Origin of the sequence: Streptomyces angustmyceticus, assembly GCF_019933235.1 — a bacterium.
Classification (GTDB): domain Bacteria; phylum Actinomycetota; class Actinomycetes; order Streptomycetales; family Streptomycetaceae; genus Streptomyces; species Streptomyces angustmyceticus.
Genome location: NZ_CP082945.1, coordinates 3,883,367 through 3,908,191 on the forward strand (window position 1 = coordinate 3,883,367; position 24,825 = coordinate 3,908,191).

The 24,825-nt window shown below is 73.5% G+C and carries 22 protein-coding genes; 16 read left to right on the plus strand and 6 right to left on the minus strand.

What is annotated here, in order from left to right:
- Positions 1–43: 43 nt before the first annotated feature.
- On the plus strand, positions 44–1,504 hold the full coding sequence (locus tag K7396_RS17430; RefSeq protein WP_174886934.1) for an aminopeptidase P family protein: 1,461 nt from the start codon (positions 44–46) through the stop codon (positions 1,502–1,504).
- Between the two features lie 129 nt (positions 1,505–1,633).
- On the opposite strand, the gene K7396_RS17435 is transcribed toward K7396_RS17430, so the two are convergent.
- The 3 genes from K7396_RS17435 to K7396_RS17445 all read right to left on the minus strand — a co-directional run bounded on the left by K7396_RS17435 (position 1,634) and on the right by K7396_RS17445 (position 4,534).
- The gene (locus K7396_RS17435) at positions 1,634–2,281 is read right to left on the minus strand and encodes a TetR/AcrR family transcriptional regulator (RefSeq protein WP_086716385.1); all 648 of its coding nucleotides are present in this window, start codon (positions 2,279–2,281) and stop codon (positions 1,634–1,636) included.
- Between the two features lie 284 nt (positions 2,282–2,565).
- Positions 2,566–3,909: a diacylglycerol/lipid kinase family protein gene (locus K7396_RS17440; RefSeq protein ID WP_152104608.1), complete on the minus strand. Its 1,344-nt coding sequence runs from the start codon at positions 3,907–3,909 to the stop codon at positions 2,566–2,568.
- 133 nt (positions 3,910–4,042) lie between these two features.
- Positions 4,043–4,534, minus strand: a complete 492-nt coding sequence (locus K7396_RS17445; RefSeq protein ID WP_152104607.1) for an ATP-binding protein — start codon at positions 4,532–4,534, stop codon at positions 4,043–4,045.
- A gap of 246 nt (positions 4,535–4,780) precedes the next feature.
- Between K7396_RS17445 and K7396_RS17450 the strand changes: the two genes are divergently transcribed.
- From K7396_RS17450 to K7396_RS17490, 9 genes are all read left to right on the plus strand, one after another.
- Positions 4,781–5,638, plus strand: a complete 858-nt coding sequence (locus K7396_RS17450) for a hypothetical protein (protein WP_152104606.1) — start codon at positions 4,781–4,783, stop codon at positions 5,636–5,638.
- A gap of 139 nt (positions 5,639–5,777) precedes the next feature.
- A complete protein-coding gene (locus tag K7396_RS17455; protein WP_086717639.1) occupies positions 5,778–6,563 on the plus strand; it encodes a YcnI family copper-binding membrane protein in 786 nt (261 codons plus the stop codon).
- 88 nt (positions 6,564–6,651) lie between these two features.
- Complete coding sequence (locus K7396_RS17460) at positions 6,652–7,296, plus strand: SCO family protein (RefSeq protein ID WP_086717641.1); 645 nt, start codon at positions 6,652–6,654, stop codon at positions 7,294–7,296.
- Positions 7,293–7,742 (plus strand): copper chaperone PCu(A)C, encoded by a 450-nt coding sequence (locus K7396_RS17465; protein ID WP_086717643.1) that lies wholly within the window; start codon positions 7,293–7,295, stop codon positions 7,740–7,742. Before K7396_RS17460 ends, K7396_RS17465 begins: the two co-directional genes overlap by 4 nt.
- A 69-nt stretch (positions 7,743–7,811) precedes the next feature.
- The gene (locus K7396_RS17470) at positions 7,812–9,923 is read left to right on the plus strand and encodes a copper resistance CopC/CopD family protein (RefSeq protein ID WP_086717645.1); all 2,112 of its coding nucleotides are present in this window, start codon (positions 7,812–7,814) and stop codon (positions 9,921–9,923) included.
- Complete coding sequence (efeB, locus tag K7396_RS17475) at positions 9,923–11,284, plus strand: iron uptake transporter deferrochelatase/peroxidase subunit (RefSeq protein WP_167392748.1); 1,362 nt, start codon at positions 9,923–9,925, stop codon at positions 11,282–11,284. Before K7396_RS17470 ends, efeB begins: the two co-directional genes overlap by 1 nt.
- Before the next feature lie 133 nt (positions 11,285–11,417).
- On the plus strand, positions 11,418–12,344 hold the full coding sequence (gene pheA, locus K7396_RS17480) for a prephenate dehydratase (protein ID WP_086717646.1): 927 nt from the start codon (positions 11,418–11,420) through the stop codon (positions 12,342–12,344).
- Between the two features lie 739 nt (positions 12,345–13,083).
- On the plus strand, positions 13,084–14,373 hold the full coding sequence (gene serS, locus K7396_RS17485; RefSeq protein ID WP_086717649.1) for a serine--tRNA ligase: 1,290 nt from the start codon (positions 13,084–13,086) through the stop codon (positions 14,371–14,373).
- On the plus strand, positions 14,370–15,185 hold the full coding sequence (locus tag K7396_RS17490; RefSeq protein WP_086717651.1) for an HAD family hydrolase: 816 nt from the start codon (positions 14,370–14,372) through the stop codon (positions 15,183–15,185). The genes serS and K7396_RS17490 overlap by 4 nt, the downstream gene beginning before the upstream one ends.
- On the opposite strand, the gene K7396_RS17495 is transcribed toward K7396_RS17490, so the two are convergent.
- On the minus strand, positions 15,173–15,916 hold the full coding sequence (locus K7396_RS17495) for a rhomboid-like protein (protein WP_152104605.1): 744 nt from the start codon (positions 15,914–15,916) through the stop codon (positions 15,173–15,175). The two genes, K7396_RS17490 and K7396_RS17495, sit on opposite strands and share 13 nt — an antisense overlap.
- A 383-nt stretch (positions 15,917–16,299) precedes the next feature.
- Here K7396_RS17495 and K7396_RS17500 point away from each other — a divergent pair, with 383 nt between their 5' ends.
- The 6 genes from K7396_RS17500 (at position 16,300) to mltG (ending at position 22,934) form a co-directional block, all read left to right on the plus strand.
- Positions 16,300–17,331 (plus strand): LysR family transcriptional regulator, encoded by a 1,032-nt coding sequence (locus K7396_RS17500; RefSeq protein ID WP_223660053.1) that lies wholly within the window; start codon positions 16,300–16,302, stop codon positions 17,329–17,331.
- 180 nt (positions 17,332–17,511) lie between these two features.
- Entirely contained in the window at positions 17,512–17,850 is a 339-nt protein-coding gene (locus K7396_RS17505) for an SAV_915 family protein (protein ID WP_086721352.1), read from the plus strand.
- A 133-nt stretch (positions 17,851–17,983) separates the two neighbouring features.
- Positions 17,984–19,369 (plus strand): diaminopimelate decarboxylase, encoded by a 1,386-nt coding sequence (lysA, locus tag K7396_RS17510; protein WP_152104656.1) that lies wholly within the window; start codon positions 17,984–17,986, stop codon positions 19,367–19,369.
- 239 nt (positions 19,370–19,608) lie between these two features.
- The gene (locus K7396_RS17515; protein ID WP_086716070.1) at positions 19,609–20,319 is read left to right on the plus strand and encodes a FadR/GntR family transcriptional regulator; all 711 of its coding nucleotides are present in this window, start codon (positions 19,609–19,611) and stop codon (positions 20,317–20,319) included.
- 189 nt (positions 20,320–20,508) lie between these two features.
- Positions 20,509–21,816, plus strand: a complete 1,308-nt coding sequence (locus K7396_RS17520; protein WP_086716068.1) for a CynX/NimT family MFS transporter — start codon at positions 20,509–20,511, stop codon at positions 21,814–21,816.
- A 272-nt stretch (positions 21,817–22,088) separates the two neighbouring features.
- The gene (mltG, locus tag K7396_RS17525) at positions 22,089–22,934 is read left to right on the plus strand and encodes an endolytic transglycosylase MltG (protein WP_086716066.1); all 846 of its coding nucleotides are present in this window, start codon (positions 22,089–22,091) and stop codon (positions 22,932–22,934) included.
- Between the two features lie 102 nt (positions 22,935–23,036).
- Here the strand turns inward: mltG and K7396_RS17530 are convergent, their stop codons facing one another.
- The gene (locus K7396_RS17530; protein WP_167392706.1) at positions 23,037–23,756 is read right to left on the minus strand and encodes an ABC transporter permease subunit; all 720 of its coding nucleotides are present in this window, start codon (positions 23,754–23,756) and stop codon (positions 23,037–23,039) included.
- A 79-nt stretch (positions 23,757–23,835) separates the two neighbouring features.
- The gene (locus tag K7396_RS17535) at positions 23,836–24,747 is read right to left on the minus strand and encodes an ABC transporter ATP-binding protein (RefSeq protein WP_086716062.1); all 912 of its coding nucleotides are present in this window, start codon (positions 24,745–24,747) and stop codon (positions 23,836–23,838) included.
- Positions 24,748–24,825 lie beyond the last annotated feature (78 nt).

Genomic DNA, 24,825 nt, shown 5'->3' on the forward strand with positions numbered 1-24,825 from the left:
CGCACATACGATGGAACGCGGTTCACTCTTAAAAGGAGGCATGGTGACCGACGAGCTCACGCCGGAGACCCCGGACGAGGACGAGCAGCCGATCAAGCAGCGCAAGAACGGCCTTTACCCGGGCGTCTCGGATGAGCTCGCGGAGAACATGAAGGGCGGCTGGGCCGACACCGAGCTGCGCGACCTGCGGCCGATCGAGCAGGCGGCGCACGCGGCCCGCCGCCGCGCCGCGCTGTCCGCGCGCTTCCCCGGCGAGCGCCTGGTGATCCCGGCGGGCCATCTGAAGACCCGCTCCAACGACACCGAGTACGCCTTCCGCGCCGCGACGGAGTACGTCTACCTCACCGGCGACCAGACCGACGACAGCGTCCTGGTACTGGAGCCCACGCGGGACGGGCACGAGGCGACGCTCCACCGGCTGCCCCGCTCCAACCGCGAGAACGGCGAGTTCTGGCTCGACGGCATGGGCGAGCTGTGGGTCGGCCGGCGCCACAGCCTCGACGAGGCCGAGGCGCTGCTCGGCGTCCCCTGCAAGGACGTCCGCGAGCTGGCCGGCGCGCTGAAGGAGGCCACCGGCCCGGTCCGCGTGGTGCGCGGCCACGACGCCGGCATCGAGGCCGCGCTGACCGACAAGGTCACCGCCGAGCGCGACGAGGAGCTGCGGGTCTTCCTCTCCGAGGCGCGCGCGGTCAAGGACGCGTTCGAGATCGGCGAGCTGCAGAAGGCCGTCGACTCGACCGTCCGCGGCTTCGAGGACGTCGTCAAGGTGCTGGACAAGGCCGAGGCGACCAGCGAGCGCTACATCGAGGGCACGTTCTTCCTGCGCGCCCGCGTCGAGGGCAACGACGTCGGCTACGGCTCGATCTGCGCCGCCGGACCGCACGCCACCACCCTGCACTGGGTCCGCAACAACGGCGAGGTGCGCTCCGGCGACCTGCTCCTGCTGGACGCCGGCGTGGAGACCCACACCCTCTACACCGCGGACGTCACCCGCACCCTGCCGGTCAACGGCCGCTACAGCGACCTCCAGCGCACCATCTACGACGCGGTGTACGAGGCGCAGGAGGCGGGCATCGCGGCGGTCAAGCCGGGCGCCGCCTACCGCGACTTCCACGACGCGGCGCAGCGGGTGCTCACCGAGAAGCTGGTCGAGTGGGGCCTGGTCGAGGGCCCGGTCGAGCGCGTGCTGGAGCTGGGGCTGCAGCGCCGCTGGACCCTGCACGGCACCGGCCACATGCTCGGCCTGGACGTCCACGACTGCGCGGCGGCCCGCACCGAGCAGTACGTCAACGGCACCCTGGAGCCCGGCATGGTGCTGACCGTCGAGCCCGGTCTGTACTTCCAGGCGGACGACCTGACGGTCCCCGAGGAGTACCGCGGCATCGGCGTCCGGATCGAGGACGACATCCTCGTGACGGACGACGGCAACCGGAACCTGTCGGCCGCGCTGCCGCGGCGGTCGGACGAGGTCGAGTCCTGGATGGCGGGCCTGCTCGGCACGTAACGGGCGGGACATGGCGGGCCGTGCGCCCGCCGCAGGTCATGGAGCGAGGGCCGCACGCGCCCGCCGTCGCGGGGCCGAACGGCCCGGTGTGCGGCGCCCGTTGCCCCGCTCCCGCGTCCCCCGGTGGCCTCAGCCGCCGGGGGACGCGCCGTTCGCCGGGCCGTCGGCCGCGCGTCCGTAGGCGCCGGCCCGCGCCGCCGCCCAGACGGCGGTGGCGGCGGACGCGGCGAGATCCTGGTCGACGGGGCGACGGGCGATCAGAATCCGGTAGTAGAAAGGGGCGCCGAGCGCCGCCATCACCTTCTCCGGGTCCGTGTCGGCGGGCAGTTCGCCGCGCTCCACGGCCCGTTGCACCATCCGCCCGGCCAGCGCGAGCCGTTCGTCGAAGAAGGACCGCAGCACCCCCGCCGCCTGCGGGTCGCGGGCCGCGGCGGAGACCACCGCCTCGATGAGCAGGCGCCTGCGCGCCTCCCCGTAGAAGGCGGCTATCGAGCGGGCGAGTTCCCGCAGGTCCCCGGGCAGGGTGCCGGAGTCGGGCAGCGGCACGTCGGAACTCAGGTAGGTCAGCAGATCGCACACCAGGCCCTCGGTGCAGCGCCACCGGCGGTAGAGCGTCGCGACGTGGATTCCCGAGCGCTGGGCGACCTTCTCCATGGTCAGTCCGGCGAAGCCGCCGTCGCCCAACTCCTCGAACACCGCGGTCAATACGGCCTGGCGGGTACGGGCGGTACGACCGCCGGGTCTGGCCTCGCCCGGGGCATGGTGCGCTGTCGTCACGACGGCTCCGTATTGCAGTGCGGGTTCACGCCAAGTATTGTCCGGGAAAGACTAAAGCGAGCAACTTCGCGTTAGTTATGGTGCGCGCTGGTCTCGTAGGGACAGGGGACGCCGCGGGGGAGGTTCTCTCACCGCGAGACCGCGCTGCCCGCCATCTTCAGGGGCACTTTCCAGCCAGTTTTCCGACTGCTGATGTTAGCCCGGATTGACACCTCATACGCGGACATCCCGCAGCATGACTCCGGCCCCCGGCCGCACGGTCAGGGCCGTCCCCGGGACACCCCCTAGGCGCCGCCCCGTCCCGCGTCGGGCCGCTCCCTCCCCAGCGCGAGGCCGCGCAGCCGCCGCCAGTCCATCGGGGGCTTCGCCCGCGGCACCCCGGGACGGCGTCGCGGCACCCGTACGCGCAGCGCCCCGGGCATGATCCGGCAGCGGACCGGGACCGGCAGGGTGAGGGCCTCGCCGTCGACACCGGCCTGGATCTCGGGCTCGTCGGCGTCGACGACGACCTCGCCGGCGGTCAGCGCGGTCAGGCCGCGCCCGTGCCGGCCGCGCAGAACGCCGGCCGCCTGCGCCGCGTTGTCGACCGTGAGGGCAATGACCCCGAGCACGCCCTGGGCCAGGCCCTCCCGCCGCCCCAGCCCGGCCGGGTCGCCCATGCGGTAGGGGTTGTTGCTGACCAGGACCGCCTGGGGCCCGTCGGCGACGGTGCCGGCGGCGCGCACGGTCAGGCGCGGGCCGCGCTGGTGCGTCAGCAGGTCGGGCAGCATCGCCAGGATGGTCCGCACCTTGTCGTCGCGGTAGGCGGGGCTCTGCACGACGGCCGCGTAGGTCCCGAAGGACGCGTTGTTGACGAAGGCCCGCCCGCCCACGAAGCCGAGGTCGACGCGGAGTTCGACGCCGTCGGTCAAGGCGTCGAGGCAGCTCGCCGGGTCGTCCCGGTCCAGGCCGAGGTCGAGGGCGAAGTGGTTGCGGGTGCCGGCGGAGATCACCATGAACGGGACGCCGTGTTCGGCCGCCACCTGGGCCACCTTCGCCTGGGTGCCGTCCCCGCCCGCGACGCCCAGCAGGTCGGCGCCCGCCTCGACGGCGCCGCGCGCGAGGGCGACCACGTCCTCGTGCCAGGCGGTGTCCAGCAGGTGCACCTCGGCGCCGAGTTCCTCCGCCCGCTCCTTCAGGCGGAAGGCGCCCACCTTTCCGCCGCCCGAGCGGGGATTCATGATCAGGAACGGGCGGCGGGGCGGAGCGGCCCGGACCTCAGGGGCGCGGCCGGGCCGGGCCTCCCGGCCGAGCGCGGCCCCTCCGGCGGAGAGCGCCAGCGCCCACAGGCCGAGCGAGACCACCACCACCCACAGCAGACCGGCCCAGACGTAGAGCGCGAGCACCGCGACCGGGGCCGCGACGGCCAGCGTGCCCGCCAGCACCCGCAGGAGTCCGCGCCGCGCCAGCGCCCACCACAGGCCCGCGGCGGTGACGACGAGACCGGCCGCCCCCGCGCCCAGCAGGACGATGCTGCTGAGCCCGGCGAACACCAGCAGGACCAGGGCGGCCGCGGTCGCGGCGGCCAGGGCCAGCCGCGCGGCCCTGCGCCGTGCCCTCCGGTCGCGTGCGGCGGCGTCCGTGCCCATGGGGGACTCCTGGCGGTCATGGCGCCCGGGCGGTCCGGGACCCCGGGGAGCGCGGCCTCGGATGCCACCGCTCCGGTTCCCCTCCGCTGTGGTGCCGGCCGGCCGGGAGGCCCGCCGGCCCCCGCCCGGCCGGTCAGGACGCCATCGGCAGCGCCGCGCCCTCCCGCCACTTGAGGATCTTGTCGAAGCTGACGACCGCGCCGGGACGGCCCGTGCGGTCGCGGTAGTGGACGTGGTCGGTGAGCGCCTCGATCAGAAAGAGCCCCCGGCCGTCCTCGGCATAGGCGGGAGCCTGTGCGGGGGTGGGCACGGGGGCCGGCGGGTGGGCGCGGTCCGCGCTATGGGGCGGGGCGGCGGACGCGGGGCGGCGGCGGAAGCCCGGGCCCGAGTCGGTGACCTCGATGCGGCAGGTGTCGCCGTCGATGTAGGCCGTGACGCGGTAGTCCTCGGTGGTGTCGCCGCCGTGCTCGACGGCGTTCGCGCAGGCCTCGGAGAGGGCCACCGCGAGGTCGTAACAGATGTCCGGGTCGACGCCCGCCGTCTCCATCGTGCCCAGCAGCAGACGACGGGCCAGCGGCACGCTCGCAGCCTCGCGCCGCAAATGGAGTGACCACCAGATGCTCATCGCTCCAGCCTCCTGGCCGCGGCTCGACATATCGATACCTATTGCCGCGCCCCAAGGTCCGTAAGCATGTCCGGGACGTGATACCGCTCATTCGGCGGATGCGAACAGCGAGCGCATCGGTGTAGGCGAAGCGCCGTCCATGCGCTGCCGCGCGCCCCTGTGGCCTCCCTGGACACCGGGCGGGGCGACCTCCCGGCGCGCCCTGCCGTAGGTCGCCCGCCCGGCCAGTGGGATGATGGCGCGGCCATGACTCCACCGCCCGCCTCCACAGCGCGCGCAGCCGCCGATCTCCGGCTGTCGAGGGCCGCGGTCTTCACCGCGGTCTGTGTCGCGTTGTCCACGGGCGCCCACATCGCCGCCTCGTGCGCCGCCGTCCCGTGGTGGGCGCCGGTTCTCGCGGTGGCCGTGGTGTTCGCGGTCGCGGCGCCGCTGGCCGGGCGGGAACGCTCGCTGCCGGGCATCGCCGCAGGTCTCGCCGTGGGGCAGCTCGCCCTGCACGCCCTGTTCGCCTGGAGCCAGCTCCCGATGCCCGCCATGGCGCGCGGCGGGGGCGGCGGGTCCGGTGACGGCGGGCTCTCGGACCGGGCGGCGGTCACCCTCGCCCGGCATGTGAGCTGCGGGCTCGGCGGCGGCCGGATGGACGGCGCCGCGGCGCGCCGGATCCTCGGCTCGGGCGGCTTCGACGCGGCCTCCGCCGCCGGGATCGCCCCTCCGGCAGGCCCCGGCACGGCCGGTGGCGCGAGCGCCGCCGACCCCGCGATGACGCACGGCCTGCTGCCGTCGCTGCCCATGCTGCTGGGGCACCTGCTGGCCGCGCTCGCGGTGGGCTGGCTGCTGCGGCGGGGCGAGGCGGCCCTGTGGCGGCTGGTCCGGCTGTCGGCCCCGGCGTACGAACTCGCGGTGCAGGCGCTGATCGGCACGGTGCGCGGGGCACTCGCCCTGGTTCGTGCCCTGCTCACGGGCCTGAAAGCGGCGCACGACAAGGCGCTGCGCGCCCCCGTTTCGTACGGGGATGACAAACCCGGCCCGAAGAACCTCGCACTCCACCACAGTGTGACCAGGCGAGGGCCCCCCTCCCTGGCCTCCCTGGCCCTCGCGGCCTGACGACGCGAAGCACGCTCCCACCTGGGGGCCCCTTCCGTGCCCTGGTGGCACGGGGAGGGTGTGCGGGCTCACGCGCCGTCTCGCACGTGCGCCACCGAACCGTCACCCGCACCTTCCCCTCCCTGTGGAGTGTTTTCCGATGTCGAAGAATTCGAAGTTGGCGAAGTCGCAGCAGCAGTCGGACGTGTCGTCCCGGCGCCGGCTCGCCCGGCGGCTGCCGCTCGTGGGGGCCGCCGCGGCCGGCAGTGTGCTGCTGCTGGCCGGCCCGGCCTTCGCGCACGTCAGCGTGCAGCCCTCGGGCCCGGCCGCCAAGGGCGGCTTCGCGACCGTCAACTTCAAGGTGCCCAACGAGAAGGACGACGCCTCGACGGTGAAGCTCGAGGTCACGCTGCCCACCGACCACCCGCTGGCGTCCGTGATGCCGCAGCCGGTGCCCGGCTGGAAGGTCTCGGTCACCAAGGCCAAGCTCGCCAAGCCGATCGAGATGGAGGGCGAGAAGATCACCGAGGCGCCCTCGAAGATCACCTGGACCGCTGACGGCAAGGGCGTGGAGCCCGGCCAGTTCCAGCAGTTCCCGGTCTCCGTCGGCCAGCTGCCCAAGGACGCCGACCAGGTCGTCTTCAAGGCCCTCCAGACGTACGACGACAAGGAGGTCGTGCGCTGGATCGAGCCGACGAAGAAGGGCGCCCCGGAGCCGGAGAACCCGGCGCCGGTCCTTGAGCTCGGCCCGGCCGAGGAGGACGGCCACGGCGCCGCCGGCGCGGACGACAAGAGCGGTGCCACCACCGGCATGAAGAACACGGCCGCCGCCTCGGACGCGTCCGCCAGTGACACCACGGCGCGCGTCCTGGGCGCCACCGGCATCGTCGTCGGCGTCATCGGAGTCGGCTTCGGCGTGTTCGCCGGCCGGCGCCGCAGCGCCTGATCACCGGCGGGGCCGGCGTCCGACCCGCGCCGGCCCACCCACCTCATTCCCGGACAAACGGGATACCAAGACACGGGATTTATCTGCAATGCACAGAAGGACCCTGCTCGCGTCCGCCCTCGCGGCGGCCGCGGCTTTCAGCCTGACCGCCTGCAACGACGACGACGGCAAGCCCGCCGCCGCGGTCTCCGGCGGCACCACCGCCAAGCCGATCGTCACCCTCGACAGCCCCATCGAGAAGCCCGACCTCGTCCTGACCGACACCAGCGGCAAGAAGTACGACCTGCTGGAGAGGACCAAGGGCCACCCCACGCTGATCTACTTCGGCTACACCAACTGCCCGGACGTCTGCCCGCTGACGATGGCCAACATCGCGGTCGCGGTGAAGCAGCTGCCGGCGGCCGAACGCAAGGACCTGCGGGTCGTCTTCGTCACCTCCGACCCGGAGCGGGACACCCCGGCCGCGCTCAAGAAGTGGCTCGGCGGCATCGACAAGGACTTCACGGGCCTGACCGGCAAGTTCGACACCATCCAGGCCGGTGCGCGCAGCGTCAACATCGGCATCGAGAAGCCGGTCAAGAAGAAGAACGGCGATGTCGTCTCCACCCACGGCGCGCAGGTTCTGCTGAGCTCCCCCAAGGACGACAGGATCCACTGGATGGGCATGCAGGAGGCGACCTCCGACAACTACACCAAGGCACTTCCGAAGATCGTCAAGGGGCAGAACCCGTGAACCGCCGCACCACCCTCGCCGCCGCCCTCGCCCTCACCGCCTCTCTCGCGCTGGCCGGCTGCGGTGGCGCGGACGGCGCACCGCGGCTCAAGGTCGCCGGCCCGTACATGCCGCAGCCCGTCGACCGGAACATGGCCGGCGCGTACTTCACCGTCGAGAACAGCGGTGGCAGCGCGGACAAGCTCACCTCGGTCACCAGCGACCTGTCGAAGGACATCACGCTCCACAAGACGGTCGGCACCAAGATGGAGCAGGTCGACTCGATGGCGATACCGGCGGGCGGCGAGCTCCGGCTCAGCCGCGGCGGCAACCACCTGATGTTCATGGGGCTGAAGAAGAAGCCGGCCGAGGGCGACACGGTGACCCTCGAACTGCACTTCGCCACCGCCGAGCCGGTCAAGGTCACGGTCCCGGTGAAGGCCGCCACCTACGCGCCGAAGAAGTAACAGGGGGCCGGCGACGCACCGCACCGGCTCCAGGGACAACGGACAACGGGAGTAAGGGGAGCGATCACTATGGTCACCACCGGGCTCGGGCCGCGACGGTCCGCCGTGCTGCGCCTGCTGGTCGTCGCGGTGGCGCTGGCCGGCGCGCTGATCGGCGGGCTCGGCGGCGCCGCCCCGGCCTCGGCGCACGCCGCGCTGACCGGGAGCACCCCGGCACAGGGCTCGGTGGTGGACCACGCCCCCGAGCAGGTGGCGCTCACCTTCTCCGAGGGCGTCGCGATGGGCGACGACTCGATCCGGGTGCTGGATCCGCAGGGCAAACGGGTGGACCGCGGCAAGCTGCGCAACCTGTGCAGCGACAGCGTCGTCAAATACGGCGCGGGGCTGCCGCCGGGGCTCGGCGACGGCACGTACACCGTCTCCTGGCAGGCGGTCTCCGCCGACAGCCACCCCGTCTCCGGCGCCTTCACCTTCTCGGTGGGCGCGCCCTCGAAGACCAGCGCGGCGGTGTCCCAGCAGCAGGCCGGCGGCGGCCTGGTCGGGGCGCTCTACGGGGTCGCCCGCTACCTCGCCTACGCCGGGTTCGTACTGCTCGTCGGCGGCTCCGCGTTCGTGCTGGCCTGCCGGCCCGCCGCGTCGCTCGTCCGGTCCGTGCAACGGCTGGTCGTCCAGGGGTGGGCGCTGCTGACCGGCACCACCGTCGCCATGCTGCTGCTGCGCACCCCCTACACCGGGTCCGGCGACCTCGCCGACGTCTTCGACCTCGCCGGCCTCCAGCAGGTCCTGGTCACCAAGCCGGGCGCGGCACTGATCGCCCGGCTGCTGCTGCTCGCCGCGGCGGCGCTGTTCGTGGCGGTGCTCTTCGGGACGTACGCGCGGCTGCAGGAGCCGGCGAAGGACACGGACGACGGGGAGCAGGACGCGGACGGGGCCGGGGAAGCGGTCGAGGACCCCGCCGAACGCGCCCGGCGGCACCGGGACCTCACCTTCGGGCTCGCGGGCGGCGGGGTGGTCGTCGGCACCGGGCTCGCCGCGACCTGGGCGCTGGCCGAACACGCCTCGACCGGTCTGCAGTCCGCCGTCGCGATGCCGGTCGACGTGCTGCACCTGCTCGCGGTCGCCACCTGGCTCGGCGGGCTGACGGCGCTGCTGGTGTCCCTGTACTGGGGCCCGCCCGTCGAGCGGGCCGCCGTACGCCGCTTCTCGCGGATCGCGTTCGGCTCCGTGCTGGTGCTGGTGGCCACCGGCGTCTACCAGTCGTGGCGGCAGGTCGGCAGCTGGCGCGCGCTGACCGACACCGCGTACGGCCGGCTGCTGCTGCTCAAGGTGGGCCTGGTCGTGGTGCTCGTCGGGCTCGCCTGGGTGTCGCGGCGGTGGACCGGGCGGCTGACGGAGGCGCGGGCGGCCGGGGACCGGTCGTCCGCCGTCCAGGAGGGGCGGGCCCCGGCGGACGAGGAGACCGAGGGCGTCGGGGACGCGCGGGCGGACGAGGACCGGGAGGCGGAGAAGGCGGCCGTCGGCGCCCCGGCCACGGCCGGCGCGGCGTCCGGCCCGGACGGAACGCCGGACCGGGCGGCGGACAGGACCCCGGACGAGGCCCCCGACCCCGCCCGCGCCGCCCAACTCGCCCGCCAGCAGGCCGCGTTGCGCACCGCGCGGGTCAAGCGGGAGCGCGACGGCGATCCGGAGCGGCTGGGCCTGCGCCGGTCCGTGCTGGCCGAGGCGTCGGTCGCCGCCGTCCTGCTGGTGGTGACCACGGTGCTGACCGCCACCGAGCCGGCCCGTACGGAAGAGGCGGTCAAGGCCACCTCGGGCGGGCGGTCCACCGCGGCCAACCAGCCGCAGGTGCTGACCCTCCCGTTCGACACCGGCGGGCCGGGCGGCAAGGGCACCGCCCGCCTCGACCTCGACCCGGGGCGCAGCGGCAGCGCCAACGCGCTGCGGCTGCGGATCTCGGACGCGTCGGGCAAGGCGGTCGACGTGCCCGAGGTGAAGGTCTCCTTCACCCAGAAGTCCCGGAAGATCGGGCCGCTGCCCGTCGTCCCGAAGCACGTCGGCAAGGGACACTGGCGCGCGGACGGCGTCCAGCTGCCGGTCCCCGGGCAGTGGCAGCTCTCGCTGCTCGTCCGGACCTCCGACATCGACCAGGTGACCGAGTTCAAGAACGTGAAGATCGGCTGATGAGCGAGCAGACGTCCAGCAAGAAGGCGCCCGGGAAGAAGGCCCCGGGCGCCCGGTCCGCCGGTCAGGGCGGCACGGCGGCCGTGCCCGCCCCGGCGCCCGCGGCCGACGGCGCCCCCTCCCTGGAGCTCTCCCGCCGCCGGCTGCTCGGCACCGTCGGCGCGGCGGGCGCGGCCGGGCTGGTCGCCGGCGGGGCCGGCGGCGCCCTCGGCGTCTCCGTGGCGCGGTCCGGCCCCGAGGACGCCGCCAAGGCCGTGACCAGCATCGGCGCGACCGAGGTCCCCTTCCGGACGGCGCGCGCCGGGCAGCAGGCGGGGATCACCACCCCGTTGCAGGCCACGGGGCATCTCGTCGCCTTCGACCTGGCGCCGGACGCGGACCGCAAGACGGCAGCCGCGCTGCTGCGCCGCTGGTCGCGGACGGCCGAGGAGCTGATGGCCGGGCGGACCCCGGACGCCGACACGGGGGTCGCGCTCGACGCGGGCCCGTCCTCGCTGACCGTCACCTTCGGCTTCGGCCACAGCTTCTTCGGCCGTACGGGCCTGACGAAGCGCCGCCCCGTAGAGCTCGACCCGCTGCCGGACTTCTCGGCCGACGCGCTGGATCCCGGGCGCAGCAACGGCGACCTGTGGATACAGATCGGCGCCGACGACGCGCTGGTCGCCTTCCACGCCCTGCGCGCGCTGCAGAAGGACGCGGCGGGCGCCGCGCGGCTGCGCTGGCAGATGAACGGCTTCAACCGCACGCCGGGCGCCACCGCGCGCCCGATGACGGCACGCAACCTGATGGGCCAGATCGACGGCACCAACAACCCCAAGCCGTCGGACCAGGACTTCGACCAGCGGATCTTCGTGGGGCAGGACGCCGGGCAGGAGTGGATGCGCGGCGGCTCGTACGCCGTGGTGCGCCGCATCCGGATGCTGCTGGACGACTGGGAAAAGCGCTCCCGGCACGAACAGGAGCGGGTCATAGGGCGCCGCAAGGACAACGGCGCCCCGCTGACCGGCGGTTCCGAGACCACCCCGATGCGGCTGGACGCCAGCGGCCCCGACGGGCTGCCGGTCATCCCGGCCAACGCGCACGCGCGGATCGCGGCGCCGGAGTCCAACCAGGGCGCGGCGATGCTGCGCCGCCCGTTCTCCTTCCACGACGGGTTCCGGGAGGACGGCGCCCCGGACGCCGGGCTGCTCTTCGTCTGCTGGCAGGCCGACCCGCTGCGCGCCTTCACCCAGATCCAGCGGAAGCTGGACCGCGGCGACGCGCTGTCGCCGTTCCTGCGGCACGAGGCGAGCGGGCTGTACGCGGTGCCCCCGGCCGCCGAGCCGGGCGACTACGTGGGCCGGCCGCTGCTGGAGGGCTGACGCCCCGGCCCACGGCCCCGGAAGGGGGGCGGTGGGGCAGACCCGCCCCGGGCTCCACGGGGCTGGGTATCGTGGCAGGACAGGGAGAAGATCGGCGGGGTGCCCCCGCAGTCACGCGAGGGAGTCCTCATCCATGTCGGCCAGCCGCTATACCTATCTCGGCCCCGCGGGCACGTTCACGGAGGCCGCGCTGCGCACCCTTCCCGAGGCGGCGCCCCGCGAGCTGGTGCCGATGGTGTCGGTGCCGGCCGCGCTGGACGCGGTGCGGGCCGGTGAGGCCGCCGCCGCGCTGGTGCCGATCGAGAACTCCGTCGAGGGCGGGGTGACCACCACCCTCGACGAACTCGCCTCCGGCGAGCCGCTGATGATCTACCGCGAGGTGCTGCTGCCGATCGCCTTCGCGCTGCTGGTGCGCCCCGGCACCCCGCTCGGCGGCGTGAAGACGGTGACCGGGCACCCCGTCGCCCAGCCCCAGGTGCGCAAGTGGCTGGCGGCCCAACTCCCGGAGGCGGTGTGGGAGTCGGCGGCCTCGAACGCCGACGGCGCGCGGCTGGTGCAGGAGGGCCGCTACGACGGCGCCTTCGCCGGCGAGTTCGCGGCGGCCACCTACGGGCTGGAGCCGCTGGTCACCGACATCCATGACGCGCAGAACGCGGCCACCCGCTTCGTGCTGGTGGGCCGCCCGGCCCGGCCCGCGTCGCCCACCGGTGCCGACAAGACCTCGGTCGTGCTGTGGCTGGCCGAGGACCACCCCGGCGCGCTCCTCGAACTGCTGCAGGAGTACGCGGTGCGCGGGGTGAACATGATGCGGATCGAGTCCCGGCCGACCGGCGAGGGCATCGGCCGCTACTGCTTCTCCGTGGACTGCGAGGGGCATGTCACCGACCGCCGGGTCGGCGATGTGCTGATGGGCCTCAAGCGGATCTGCCGCGAGGTGCGGTTCCTCGGCTCCTACCCGCGCGCCGACGAGGTGCCGCCGGCCGTGCGCCGGACGATGACGGACGCCGCGTTCACCGAGGCGTCGGACTGGCTGGCGCGCTGCATGGACGGGCGGGGCTGAGCCGGACACCGGCGTTCCGCGGGCCCGTCGGCGGACCCTGCGGAACAGCACGACCTGCGGCTTTGGAAGGGCTGTGGGTTATCCACAAAGTTATCCACAGGCCCGGTTCTCGACCTGTGGGTAAGTCGACACGGGAATCGGACAGAGTCGACATATCGCCCTACTGACCGCACACCCCTCCACAGTGCCCCACGTCGGACACCGTCAGCACAATTCACGCGATCAATCCTTTAGAGCGAGGTAATCCCACACGAAAGAGTGCGTGAACGGGGTTTGGACAGGGAATCCATAGCCGAGCATTTCGGGAGCGGAATGATCTGCTCCGACTTCCACAGATCTCACACACAGCCTGTGGATAACAATCCTGAAACCCTCGCCCCCTGTGGACAACCAGGGGTTCCCCGGGGATAACCGGAGCCCCGAGGGCCGCCACGGAGCCCGCCCAACTCCCGCTTTCCACACCGTGGATCACCCGGCGCCCCGGCCGCGAAAGCCCCCTCACGGACACGGCGAAGATCTCGTGACGGACGCCGCGAAGACCTCCGCCGCCGGCCGCTAAGCCGCCCGGCGAACGCGCCCGGGGGCTCCTTCCCGACCACCCCGCGGCACCGGAATGGACGAGAATTCCCCTGCCTTTCCCTCTCCCGCCCCCAGGGGAATAAACGGTTCAAAACGGGCAAAATGACATGCCGGGGAATATCGCGTCGAGGGGCCGGGCGGGGCCCGGTAGCCTGGTGGGGTGATTGACCTTCGCCTGCTCCGTGAGGACCCCGACCGTGTGCGCGCGTCCCAGCGCGCCCGTGGAGAGGACGTCGCACTCGTCGACGCGCTTCTCTCCGCCGACGAGCGGCGCAGGACGTCCAGCGTCCGCTTCGACGAGCTGCGCGCCGAGCAGAAGGCGCTCGGCAAGCTCATCCCCAAGGCCGCCGGCGACGAGAAGGCCGTGCTGCTGAAGAAGGCCGGTGAGCTGGCCGCCGCCGTCAAGGCCGCCGACGCCGCGCAGGACGAGGCCAAGGACGAGACGCAGGCGCTGCTGCAGAAGCTCGGCAACCTCGTCCACCCCGACGTCCCCGTCGGCGGCGAGGAGGACTTCAGCGTCCTGGAGACGCACGGCACGATCCGCGACTTCGGCGCCGAGGGCTTCGAGCCCAAGGACCACCTGGAGATCGGCGAACTGCTCGGCGCCATCGACGTCGAGCGCGGCGCCAAGGTGTCCGGCTCCCGCTTCTACTACCTCACGGGCATCGGCGCGCTGCTGGAGCTCGCGCTGGTCAACGCCGCCATCGCGCAGGCCACCGCGGCTGGTTTCACGCCGATGCTGACCCCCGCCCTGGTGCGCCCGCGCGCCATGGAGGGCACCGGCTTCCTCGGCCAGGCCGCGGAGAACGTCTACCACCTGGAGAAGGACGACTACTACCTGGTCGGCACCTCCGAGGTCCCGCTCGCCGCGTACCACATGGACGAGATCGTGGACGGCGCCAAGCTGCCGCTGCGCTACGCCGGTTTCTCCCCGTGCTTCCGCCGCGAGGCCGGCACCTACGGCAAGGACACCCGCGGCATCTTCCGGGTCCACCAGTTCGACAAGGTGGAGATGTTCTCCTACGTCGCGCCGGAGGACGCCCAGGCCGAGCACCAGCGGCTGCTGGACTGGGAGAAGCAGTGGCTGACCGGCCTGGAGCTGCCGTTCCAGGTCATCGACGTCGCCACCGGCGACCTCGGCGCCTCGGCCTCCCGCAAGTTCGACTGCGAGGCGTGGATCCCCACCCAGGGCAAGTACCGCGAGCTGACCTCGGCCTCGAACTGTGACGAGTTCCAGGCGCGGCGGCTGTCCGTGCGGATGCGCGAGACCGTCGAGGGCAAGCAGAAGGTCCGGCCGCTGGCGACCCTCAACGGCACGCTCTGCGCCGTCCCGCGCACCATCGTGGCGATCTTCGAGAACCACCAGCAGGCGGACGGCTCCGTGCGCGTCCCCGAGGTGCTCCGCCCCTACCTGGGCGGCCGCGAGATCCTGGAGCCCGTCGCCAAGTGAGCGCACCTGCTCCGCTGCCGTACAAGCTCATCGCGACGGATCTCGACGGGACGCTGCTGCGCCACGACGAGACCGTCTCCGAGCGCACCCGCCAGGCGCTCGCCGCGGCCACCGCGGCGGGCGCGGCACACATCGTCGTCACCGGCCGGGCCGTGCCCTGGACCCGGCACATCCTCGACTCCCTGGGGTACCAGGGCCTCGCGGTGTGCGGCCAGGGCGGCCAGGTCTACCACGCCGGTGAGCACCGCCTGCTGACCTCGGTCACGCTCGACCGCCAGCTGGCCGGTCTCGCGCTGGCCAAGATCGAGGCGGAGGTCGGCCCGCTGCACCTGGCGGCGAGCCGGGACGGCCTGGAGGGCGAGGTGCTGGTCGGGCCCGGCTACCGCGTCCAGGAGGGCCCGCTGCCGAACGTCCTGATGGACGACCCCGGCGAGCTGTGGGCGGCCCCGCTCAACAAGGTCTACATCCAGCACCCGACCCTGGACGACGACGCGCTGGCGCTGGCCGCGCGTCAGGTCGCCGGGGACCTGGTGGGCGTGACGGTGGCCGGCGAGGGCATCGTCGAACTGCTGCCGCTGGGCCTGTCGAAGGCCACCGGCCTGTCGCTGGCCGCCCGCCGGCTGGGCGTCACCGCCAAGGACACCGTGGCCTTCGGCGACATGCCCAACGACATCCCGATGTTCGCCTGGGCCGCCCACAGCGTGGCGATGGCCAACGCCCATGACGAACTGAAGGCTGTCGCGCACGAAATCACCGCCTCCAACGAGGACGACGGCGTCGCGGTCGTGCTGGAGCGCCTCTACCGCTCCTGACGGCTCCCCGGGTCCGGCTCCGGATCCGGGGGCGGCTGCGCGCGGTCCCCGCCCGTCGTCGGCCGCCCGTCGTGGTCCCGTAGCTCCCCGGCGGCCGCCGCCGGGGTCAGCGGCCAGGCCGCGAAGCCCATGACCAGGGCGATGGCGTGGCCGAAGTCGGTGAACGAAGCCCCGGTCAGCAGCGGGACGGCGAAGAAGACCAGCAGCCCGCAGAGGTAGCCGTAGCGCCAGGGCGGCCGCAGCCGGTACGTCAGCACACCGGCGGCCGCGGCCAGCCCGTAGGAGACCCCGATGTCCACGACATGGGTCATCGAGCGCGGCAGCCGATGCCCCTCGATGGCCAGCAGGACCAGCTCCTGGCTGGCGAGGGTCGCGGCGATGTGCGCGCCGCCGACGGTCAGCAGCCAGCGCCCGCTGCCCAGCCAGCGCTCCACGTTGGCGTGCACCAGCTCGAACAGCACCGCGTAGAGCACGAAGGACCCGGGCCGCTCGATCCAGAATCCGCTGATCAGCAGCGACGGCAGCGGATGCTCGTTCAGCTCGTGGATGTTGCTACTGGTCCGGTGGACCAGGAACTGCCCCAGCCCCTCGGACGCGGACGCGATCACCAGGCTGGTGATCCCGATGACCAGCAGCCAGATGTGCGTCCCCGGGCTGCTGCGCACCCAGTCCCTCACCCGGGCCACGGGGCTGCCGGGGGACGGGCCGCGGCCGCCGGGGGGCGGCTGCATCAGGGGCTTCACGGGCGGGGGCCGGGGGCGTCGAAACCGGGCGCGCGGGAACCATGGCCGGGGTGGCCGGTGGCTCTCCCCCGCACCTCCTCGCCGGACATCCCGTCTGTTGTCACCATTCGAGGCTAGCGTGTGCCGGTTTGTCCCGCGGGGAGTACGGCGGCTGGGAGGACGGGCGGCGCGGCGGCGCGCGGCCGGGCTGCTCCGCGCGGGGTGGCCGGGTCGGCGCGGGTCGGCACCCGGAACCGTACGGCCGTGTGTGGTTCCGGGTTGCCGCCCTGGGCCCTGCGACGATCTTCGCGGTGTCCGTACACCCAAGTCAATCCTCGGGTTTTCTTCCAAATCCCTTAGCAACGGCTTGGGTTGGCGGCTACCGTACGCGGGTGACCCTCGATGATCTGCGCGTCTTCGTGGCCGTGTGCGAGGCGGGCAGTCTCAGTGCCGTCGCCCGGGACCTCGGATGCACCCAGTCGGCCGTGAGCCAGCGCGTCAGGCGCCTCGAACGGGAGGCGGGCATCGGCCTGTTGGAGCGCAGGCCGCGCGGGGTGGCGCCGACCCAGGCGGGCCGCATCCTGCACCGTGCCGCCTCGGACGGCATCGACGGCCTGGACCTGGCGCTGCGCCGGCTGGCCGACCTGCGCGCGGGGGACGGCGGGACGGTGCGGGTGACCACCGGCGCCACGACCGTCCGGCACTTCATGGCCGGCGCGGTGGTCGCCTTCCGCGCCCGCCATCCGCGGGTCAACCTGGAGTTCCAGACGGAGAGTTCCAGCCGCCGCTGCTTCGAGGCGGTCGCGGACGGCAGCTCCGAGCTGGCCTGGATCACCCTCGGCCCGCCGGTGCGCGGCATCGAGCAGCATCCGGTGGTCCGGCTGCCCTGGGTGCTCGCCGTACGCGCCGATGACCCGCTGGCCGAGCGGGAGCGGATCGAGCCCGGGGAGCTGGCCGGTATCCGGCACATCCGGCTGCCGGAGAACTCCACCTCCCGTATGCGCCTCGACGGCCACCTCGGCCACCGGGAAGCCGGCCCCGTGCCGCCGCCGAGCACCACCAGCGTCGCCGACTGGGACACCGCCCTGCTGCTCGCCGAACTCGGCGTCGGCCCCGCGGTCGTCCCCCGGCTGCCGGGCCTGCACGCCGCCGCCCATCCGGCGCTGCGGCTGGTCCCGATCGCCGCGCTGCCCCCACTGGCGACCGGCTGGGCGGTACGCCAGTGGGAGGCGCTGAGCCCGGCGGCGGTGGCGTTCGCCGAGACGGTCACGGCGTGCCTGGGCGGCGGCGACGGGACGGAGGGCGAGGTTCTGGGCGGTCGGCAGGATCCGGCTCAGCGGGCCGCGGTGCACCACCGGGGCGGCGCGGTCGAGGGCGGGGAGGGCGACGGCGTCGAGGCCGAGCCCGGCCGCGCCCCGGCGTGACCACCGCCGCACCGTCGGCCACCGGGCAGCAGCATCGCGTCAAGTAGCGCCCACAACCCGTCAATGACGCGTCAGGGACCGTCCGGGTCCCCCGCTTCCCGGGAATAGCGTCAGGGCCGAGCCCCGGCGTACGCGTTTCCCACCGGTCCGGGGCCGTGGTCCCGTGCGAGGAGCAACGCCGTGTCCCACCTTCTGTACGCGGAAGATCCCGAACCTGCCGATCGTGTCCCGGCCGGGCTCTACTTCGTCCCTGTCCGGTCGGGCCCCGCGGGCTGCACGGCCCGCCTGTTCCGCACCCCGCTCGGCGGCCGTACCGCCGTCGGCTTCACCTCGCTGCCGCGGCTGGTCGCGGCCCTCGGCGGCGACCAGCCCTGGATCAGGCTCTCCGAGCCCGCGCTGCGTGCGCTGGCCGAACCCGTCGGAGCGCGGGTCCTGACCGTCGATCCGCGGTTCGCCCCGGGCGCTCCCGGCGTCCCACGCCTACGGGCCGTCGCCGGTGAGCGCCTACGGGCCGGCTGAGGGAGGAGCCACCGTCATGAACCATCGAGCCCTGCCCCGGACCGCCCCCGGACCGGGCGCCCCCTCACCGGCCTCACCGACCGCCCTCGTGGCGGCGGCTGCCTCGGCGGCCGGCGGCATGGCCACCGCTGCCATGGGGACGACCGCCGCCGCGCCGCCTTCTCCGGTCGCGTCGCCGGCCGCCGCTCCGTCACCGCCCGCCGCCGCGCCGCCGTCCCGCACCGGTCCGCTGTCCGTCTGGCCCGGGTCCGCGGCGGCGGTCGGCGACGACGATCTCGCGGTGGCGGGCGTGCCGCTCACCGAGGTCGCCGCCCGCTTCGGCACCCCCGCCTACGTCCTGGACGAGGCCGAGGTGCGCGACCGCTGCCGCGCCTATCTCCGGGCTTTCCCCGGTGCCGACGTCTGCTACGCGGCCAAGGCGTTCCTGTGCCGCGCGATGGCGCACTGGGTGCGGGAGGAGGGACTCGGCCTGGACGTCTGCTCCGCCGGCGAGCTGGAGTTGGCCGTCACCAGCGGGTTCCCGCCCGGACGGATCGTGCTGCACGGCAACGCCAAGAGCCCGGCCGATCTGGAGGCCGCGCTGCGGCTCGGCGTCGGCCGGATCGTCATCGACAGCACCTCGGAGATCGCCCGGCTGGCCGCGGCGGTCCCCGCGGGCAGCCGGCAGAAGGTGCTCGTCCGGGTGGTGCCGGGCATCGCCGCCGGCGGCCACGCCAAGATCCGTACGGGGACCGACGACCAGAAGTTCGGGCTGTCCCTCACCGACGGCTCCGCCCAGCACGCCATCACGCGGGTGCTGGGCCAGCCGCGCCTCGAACTCGTCGGCCTGCACTGCCACTTGGGCTCGCAGATCACCACCGTCAAGCCCTATCTGTCGGCCGTACGGCGGCTGATAGGGCTGCTGGCCCGGATTCACGAGCAGCACGGGCTCACCCTGCCCGAGCTGGACCTCGGGGGCGGCCACGGCATCGCCTACCGCCCCGGTGAGCCCGCGCTCGACCTGGCCTCGCTCGCCCACCGCATCCGCGCCGAACTGGCCCGCGGCTGCGCGGCGGCCGGACTGCCCGTGCCCCGGCTGACCGTCGAACCCGGCCGCGCCATCGTGGGCCCGGCGGGTGTCGTCCTCTACCGGGTGCTGTCGGCCAAACGGACCGGCGCGCACACCTTCGTGGCGGTGGACGGCGGGATGAGCGACAACCCGCGGCCCGCGCTGTACGGGGTGCGCTACGCGCCGCGGCTGATCGGCCGCCGCCCGGCCGCCGCGCCGGAGCCGGTCACCGTGGTCGGACGGCACTGCGAGGCCGGCGATGTGCTCGCCGCGGACGTCCCGTTGCCCGGTGACGTGCGCCCCGGCGACCTGCTGGCCGTCCCCGTCGCCGGCGCGTACCACCTCTCCATGGCCTCCGGCTACAACCTCGTCGGCCGGCCGCCGGTCGTCGCCGTGACCGGAGGACGGGCCCGCCTCCTCGTACGGCGCGAATCCCTCGCGGACATCCAGGAGCGGGACATCGGGCTGTGAGACGGGCGGGGGCGCGGGGGCGCGGGGCCGAGGGGCTGTGAGACGGGCGGGGCCGGATGAGCCTGCGGGCCCGCGGCCGCCGTTTCCCGGCGTCTCTGCGTCCCTCGCCCCGCCGTTCTCCCGCTTTCTCTGCGCCCCCCGCCCCGGCCGTTTCCCCGCGTCCCGCGCCCTCTCGACTTCCGTGTACGATGAAGGCATCAGTTGTAGGATGACCGGGCAAGAAGGAAGGCGCGTCGGACATGGCACTGCAGGCGGCGGGACGGCGCTCCCTCGTGGACACCGTGGTCGATGCCCTGCGGTCCCAGCTGACGGCCGGGGAGTGGCCGGTGGGGTCCCGCATCCCCACCGAGCACGCGCTCGCCGAGCAGCTCCAGGTCGGCCGCAACACCGTCCGCGAGGCGGTGCGGGTGCTCGTCCACGCCGGGATGCTGCGCTCGCGGCAGGGCGAGGGCACCTTCGTGGTCTCCACCACGGACCCGGGCGACATCATGCGCGGCGTCCAACGGGCCGGTATCCGCGACGTACTGGAGCTGCGCATCGCCCTGGAGGCGGAGGCCGCCCGGCTGGCCGCGCTGCGCCACGAGCCCGCCGACCTGGAGCGGATGCGGGCGGCCCTGGACGCCCAGGCCGCGCTGGCGGACGCGGAGGGACAGCCCGCCTCCGGCAGCCTGGAGCTCTACGCCGATCATGACGTCGCCTTCCACCGGGCCGTCGTCGAGGCCGCGCACAACACCGCGCTGACGGCGACCTACGGCTGGTTCAGCAGCTCCGTACGGGAGGCGCTGGTCGGCTATCTCGGCGACCGGGCGATGCCGAAGGTCGTGCACGGCGATCATGTCGCGGTCCTGGAGGCGATCGCGGCGGGCGACCCGGAGGCGGCCGCACGGAGCATCCGCGACGTACTGGAGAAGCCGAAGCAGGCCGTGGAGTCCCTGCTGGCCGGTCGTTGAGGCCCGGGGCCGCACCGGCTCCCGTGCCGCCCCGCCCCGCGTCCCCTCGGGTTCACCGGCGAACTCCCTTTTCTCTCCGTTCCTTTCCGCTCCTTCCACTCCTTCCCGCGCTTTCTTCACCGCTCGTTCCGTCTCCTCATCTTCCGTTTCTCTCCCTTTCCGTTTCTTCTCTTGGCGAGGTACGCACGTATGGCAGGGCCCAGGTCCGAAGCACCCTTGATCGACTCCGCGGCACCACTGATCGACGCCGAAGAGGACCTGGTCGCGGCACCGCCGGTCGCCGCGGCCCGCGGACGGCTGCGGGCCCACCCGGCCCTCCTCATGGCCGGGATCGTCCTTGCCGCGCTCAACATGCGGACGGCGCTGGCCGGGGTCTCACCCTTGCTCGGCGAGATCGGCGAACACTTCGGGCTGACCGCGACGGCCAGCAGTCTGGTGACGACCATCCCGCTGATCTTCATGGGCCTCGGCTCGATCGCGGCGCCCAAGCTGGCCCGCCGCTGGGGCACGGAGGCGGCGCTGTGCGGGGCGCTGGTGGCCCTGTGCGGCGGCATCGTGCTGCGGGTCGCCCCGCCGGTGGTCGCGCTGTTCGTCGGATGCGCCGTCGTCGGCACGTCCATCGCCCTGCTGAACGTGCTGATGCCGGGCCTGATCAAGCGGGACTTCCCGGAGCGGGCCGCGGGGATGACCGCGCTGTACTCGACCGCGATGATCCTGGGCGCCACCGTCTCGGCGGCGTCCGCGGTCCCGCTGGAGAGTGCGCTCGGCAGCTGGCAGGGGGCACTGGTCTCCTGGTCGCTGCTGGCCGCCGTCGCCGCGGTCGTCTGGATTCCGCAGGCGCTCATCGCCCGGCGCGGCACCCGCCATGGCGCGGCCGCGGCCACGCCCCTGCACAGTGGCGAGGACGGTCCGAAGCTGAGCCGTTCCCCGCTGGCCTGGCAGGTCACGCTCTTCATGGGCTCGCAGTCGCTGATCGCGTACGTGACCATCGCCTGGATGCCGACGATCTTCACCGACCACGGCATGGGCAAGGGCGAGGCGGGTCTGGTCTTCGCGTTCAGCACACTGGTGCAGATGGCCGGTTCGTTCGTCGTGCCGATGCTCGCCGGGCGGATGCGGCGTCAGCGGCTGCTGGCCGTGGCCGTGTCCGGGCTGATGGCCTGTGGTGTCGTCGGCCTGCTGCTGGCTCCGGTGGCTGGTGCCTGGCTGTGGGCGACGCTCCTCGGTGTCGGGCAGGGCGGCGCGCTGGGGCTGGCCCTGACGATGATGGTGCTGCGCTCCGGCGATGCCCACACCGCCGCCCGCCTCTCCGGCATGGCCCAGACCGGCGGCTACCTCCTGGCCGCCGCCGGCCCCCTCGTCCTGGGGGCCGTCCACCAGGCCACCCACGGCTGGACCGTTCCCCTCGTGCTGCTGATCGCCGTCTGCGTCGGACTGTCCCTGGTCGGCATGGGCGCGGGACGGGACCAGCGGATCGGTGCGCCGGGCGGCCGGTAGCGGAGACGGGGCCGGGAGCGTGAGGGGACGCGGGGCCGGCCGGGGGCCGCAGTCGGCCCGGCTCCTGGTCGCCCCGGCTCCCCAGCTCCGTGACGCGCGCACGTACGGAGCGGGAGCGGGCGCACACAAAGGCCGGTACCGGCCGCCCGTACGAGCCGGGGCCACCGCAACGTGTGGCCGGTGGATGGCGAGCCGGTGAATGATCTCCGCCGTCGGCAACGATCAGGGAAGCAGCCGCCTCGCGCCCCCGTGGTCTCGCCTACCGTGCCCCCATGAGCGATGTTGAGCGCACCGTTCGCCGGCCAGGACCGCGGCTCTCCCGCACCGGCCGGCTCGTTCTTGTGGCGGTGCTGTGTGTCCTGGTGGTCCTTGCGGCGCTGCTGCTGCCGCGGTTGTTGCGCGGGTTGCGGCCGGGGCAGACACTGACCGTCCCGGAGGGGCAGCGGGCCGCCCAGGTCTACGCGGCCGCCGACAAGGCCCTGCACCGGCCCGCGGGCACCACCGCGAAGGCCGCCAGGAGCGCGCATCTGGCGCTGCCGGCCGAGGCGAAGGGCAACGCCGAGGGCTACCTCTTCCCGGCGACCTACCCCATCGACGCGGACACCACCCCGGCGTCGCTGCTCTCCTACATGGTCAAGACGGCCCGGCAGCGGCTCACCGCCGACGGCATCGGCTCCTACCGCACGGTCGTCATCGCCAGCATCGTGCAGGCCGAGGCGGACCGGCCGGCCGACATGGGCAAGGTCGCCCGGGTCATCGACAACCGGCTGGCGCACCACATGCCGCTGCAGATGGATTCGACGATCAACTACGCGCTGGGCCGCAGCACCCTGCACACCAGCCACGCCGACACCAGGACCAAGAACCCGTACAACACCTACCGGTACCCGGGGCTGCCGCCGACGCCGATCGACAACCCCGGGGCCGACGCGCTGAAGGCGGCCGGCGCGCCGCCCGCGGGCGACTGGCTCTACTTCGTCACCGTCAAACCGGGCGACACCCGCTTCACCGCCGACTACCAGGAGCATCTGCGCAACGTCCGGGAGTTCAACAGCCGGCAGCAGGGCGCGGGAAGCGGGGGAAGCGGCAAGGGCGGAAGCGGTGGTGGCGGGGCTTAGGGGGTTCCCCTTCGCGCCCGCCTCCACGCCCTCGCTCCCACGCCCTCGCTCCCCCGCCGGGCGCGCCTCGGTCCGTCCGGCCGCGCCGCGCCCCGGGCGTCGTTACTCCTCGCCGGCCAGCGTGAGCGCCTTCAGGCGGCGGGCGGCGTACCAGGTGGCGGCGGCCGTGACGGCCACCAACAGGCCGATCGCGAGCGGCATCTGGACATCGGAGGTGATCGCGCCCTCCGCGGCGGCCTTCTGGCCGACCGCCAGCGCCCACTGCTGGACGCTGAGCGTCTTCGCGCCGGGGATGAGGTTGCCCACCAGCGCCTCCCAGACCAGGGCGTAGACCAGGCCGAACACGACGGCGTGGCGGGTGATCGTGCCGAAGAGGAGGAAGAGGGCGCTGTAGGCCACCGAGGCGACGGCCGCCGCCACCGCGTATCCGACCGCCATCTGCTGGCTGTTGCCGTTGAGGAGGAAGCCGGCGAGCAGCACGGGAAGGGCGGAGAAGGCGACCGTGACGCCTATCGCGACGCCGAGTTTGGTGAAGATGATCGTCGACCGGGACACCGGCTTGGAGAGGAGATAGACCACCGAGCCGTCGTCGATCTCCGGGCCGATCGCCCCCGTACCGGCGATGACGCCGATCAGCGGGACCATCGTGCCCAGCGCGAAGCCGCCCAGGATGCCGCCGGCGGTGGAGTCGTCGGCACCGGCCAGCACGCGGACGGCCACCGAGAGCACCACCAGCAGGGCGGGCAGCACGAAGAGGATCAGGGCCCGGCGCCGGCCGAGCAGGGCGCGGTAGGTGAGCCGGGCGACGGTGGGGTGGAACAGTGACGTCTTCGGCGCGCCGGGGGGCGCGGCCGGGGCCGTCGGGGTGGTCGTGGACATGCGTCAGGGCTCCTTTCAGGCCTCAGGCCGCTACGAGGTAGGAGAAGACGGATTCCAGCGACTCGTCGGAGGGCGAGACCGTCAGGAGGCGGATGCCGTGGTCGCGGGCGACCCGCGGGAGGAGTTCGGTGAACCGGCCGAAGTCGATCGCCTGGACGCGCAGGGCGCCTTCGGCGAGGTCCACCTCGATGCCGGCCGTCGAGGGGTCGGCGATCAGCGCGCCGGCCAGCGCCCGGTCGTTGTCGGAGCGGACCAGATAGCGGTGCGGGCGGTCCGTCATCAGCCGGCGGATCTTGCGGAAGTCTCCGGAGGCGGCGTGCCGCCCGGCCACCACCACCTCGATGTGCGAGGCGAGTTGCTCGACCTCTTCGAGGATGTGCGAGGAGAACAGGACCGTGCGGCCCTGGTCGCCCATCTGCCGCAGCAGCTCCATCAGCTGCATCCGCTGGCGGGGGTCCATGCCGTTGAACGGCTCGTCGAGCAGCAGCACGGACGGGTCGTGGACCAGCGCGGAGGCCATCTTCACGCGCTGCCGCATGCCCTTGCTGTACGTCGAGATCTTGCGGTCCTGGGCGTACTCCATCTCGACGGTGGCCAGCGCCCTGGCGGCCTCCGCCCGGCCCAGGCCGTGCAACTCCGCGTTGGCGAGGACGAATTCGCGCCCCGTGAGGAAGTCGTACATCGCCTCGCGCTCCGGGACGACGCCGATGTGGCGGTAGCTGCCGGCCTGACGCCAGATGATGGTTCCGTCGAGGGTGACCGAACCGTTGGAGGGCGCGAGGAAGCCGCCCATCATGTTGATGAGGGTGGACTTTCCGGCGCCGTTGGGGCCGAGCAGGCCGGTCACGCCGGGGCCGATGGTCATGGTGATGTCGTTGACGGCGACGACGTTGCCGAACCAGCGCGAGACGTGGTCGATGGTGAGAGTGCTCATGGGCGCAGCCCATTCCTTTGGAGGGTGGTGGTCGTCGGGCCGGAGACGCGGGCGGCCGGGAGCCCGCGACGAGGGGCG

Coding starts and splice junctions, on each gene's coding strand:
- K7396_RS17440 (WP_152104608.1), bottom strand. CDS start 3,909: ATGGGCACGGACGCCGCCGCACGCGACCGGAGGGCACGGCGCAGGGCC.
- K7396_RS17445 (WP_152104607.1), bottom strand. CDS start 4,534: ATGAGCATCTGGTGGTCACTCCATTTGCGGCGCGAGGCTGCGAGCGTG.
- K7396_RS17450 (WP_152104606.1), top strand. CDS start 4,781: ATGACTCCACCGCCCGCCTCCACAGCGCGCGCAGCCGCCGATCTCCGG.
- K7396_RS17455 (WP_086717639.1), top strand. CDS start 5,778: ATGTCGAAGAATTCGAAGTTGGCGAAGTCGCAGCAGCAGTCGGACGTG.
- K7396_RS17460 (WP_086717641.1), top strand. CDS start 6,652: ATGCACAGAAGGACCCTGCTCGCGTCCGCCCTCGCGGCGGCCGCGGCT.
- K7396_RS17470 (WP_086717645.1), top strand. CDS start 7,812: ATGGTCACCACCGGGCTCGGGCCGCGACGGTCCGCCGTGCTGCGCCTG.
- efeB (WP_167392748.1), top strand. CDS start 9,923: ATGAGCGAGCAGACGTCCAGCAAGAAGGCGCCCGGGAAGAAGGCCCCG.
- pheA (WP_086717646.1), top strand. CDS start 11,418: ATGTCGGCCAGCCGCTATACCTATCTCGGCCCCGCGGGCACGTTCACG.
- K7396_RS17495 (WP_152104605.1), bottom strand. CDS start 15,916: ATGCAGCCGCCCCCCGGCGGCCGCGGCCCGTCCCCCGGCAGCCCCGTG.
- lysA (WP_152104656.1), top strand. CDS start 17,984: ATGGGGACGACCGCCGCCGCGCCGCCTTCTCCGGTCGCGTCGCCGGCC.
- K7396_RS17515 (WP_086716070.1), top strand. CDS start 19,609: ATGGCACTGCAGGCGGCGGGACGGCGCTCCCTCGTGGACACCGTGGTC.
- K7396_RS17520 (WP_086716068.1), top strand. CDS start 20,509: ATGGCAGGGCCCAGGTCCGAAGCACCCTTGATCGACTCCGCGGCACCA.
- mltG (WP_086716066.1), top strand. CDS start 22,089: ATGAGCGATGTTGAGCGCACCGTTCGCCGGCCAGGACCGCGGCTCTCC.
- K7396_RS17535 (WP_086716062.1), bottom strand. CDS start 24,747: ATGAGCACTCTCACCATCGACCACGTCTCGCGCTGGTTCGGCAACGTC.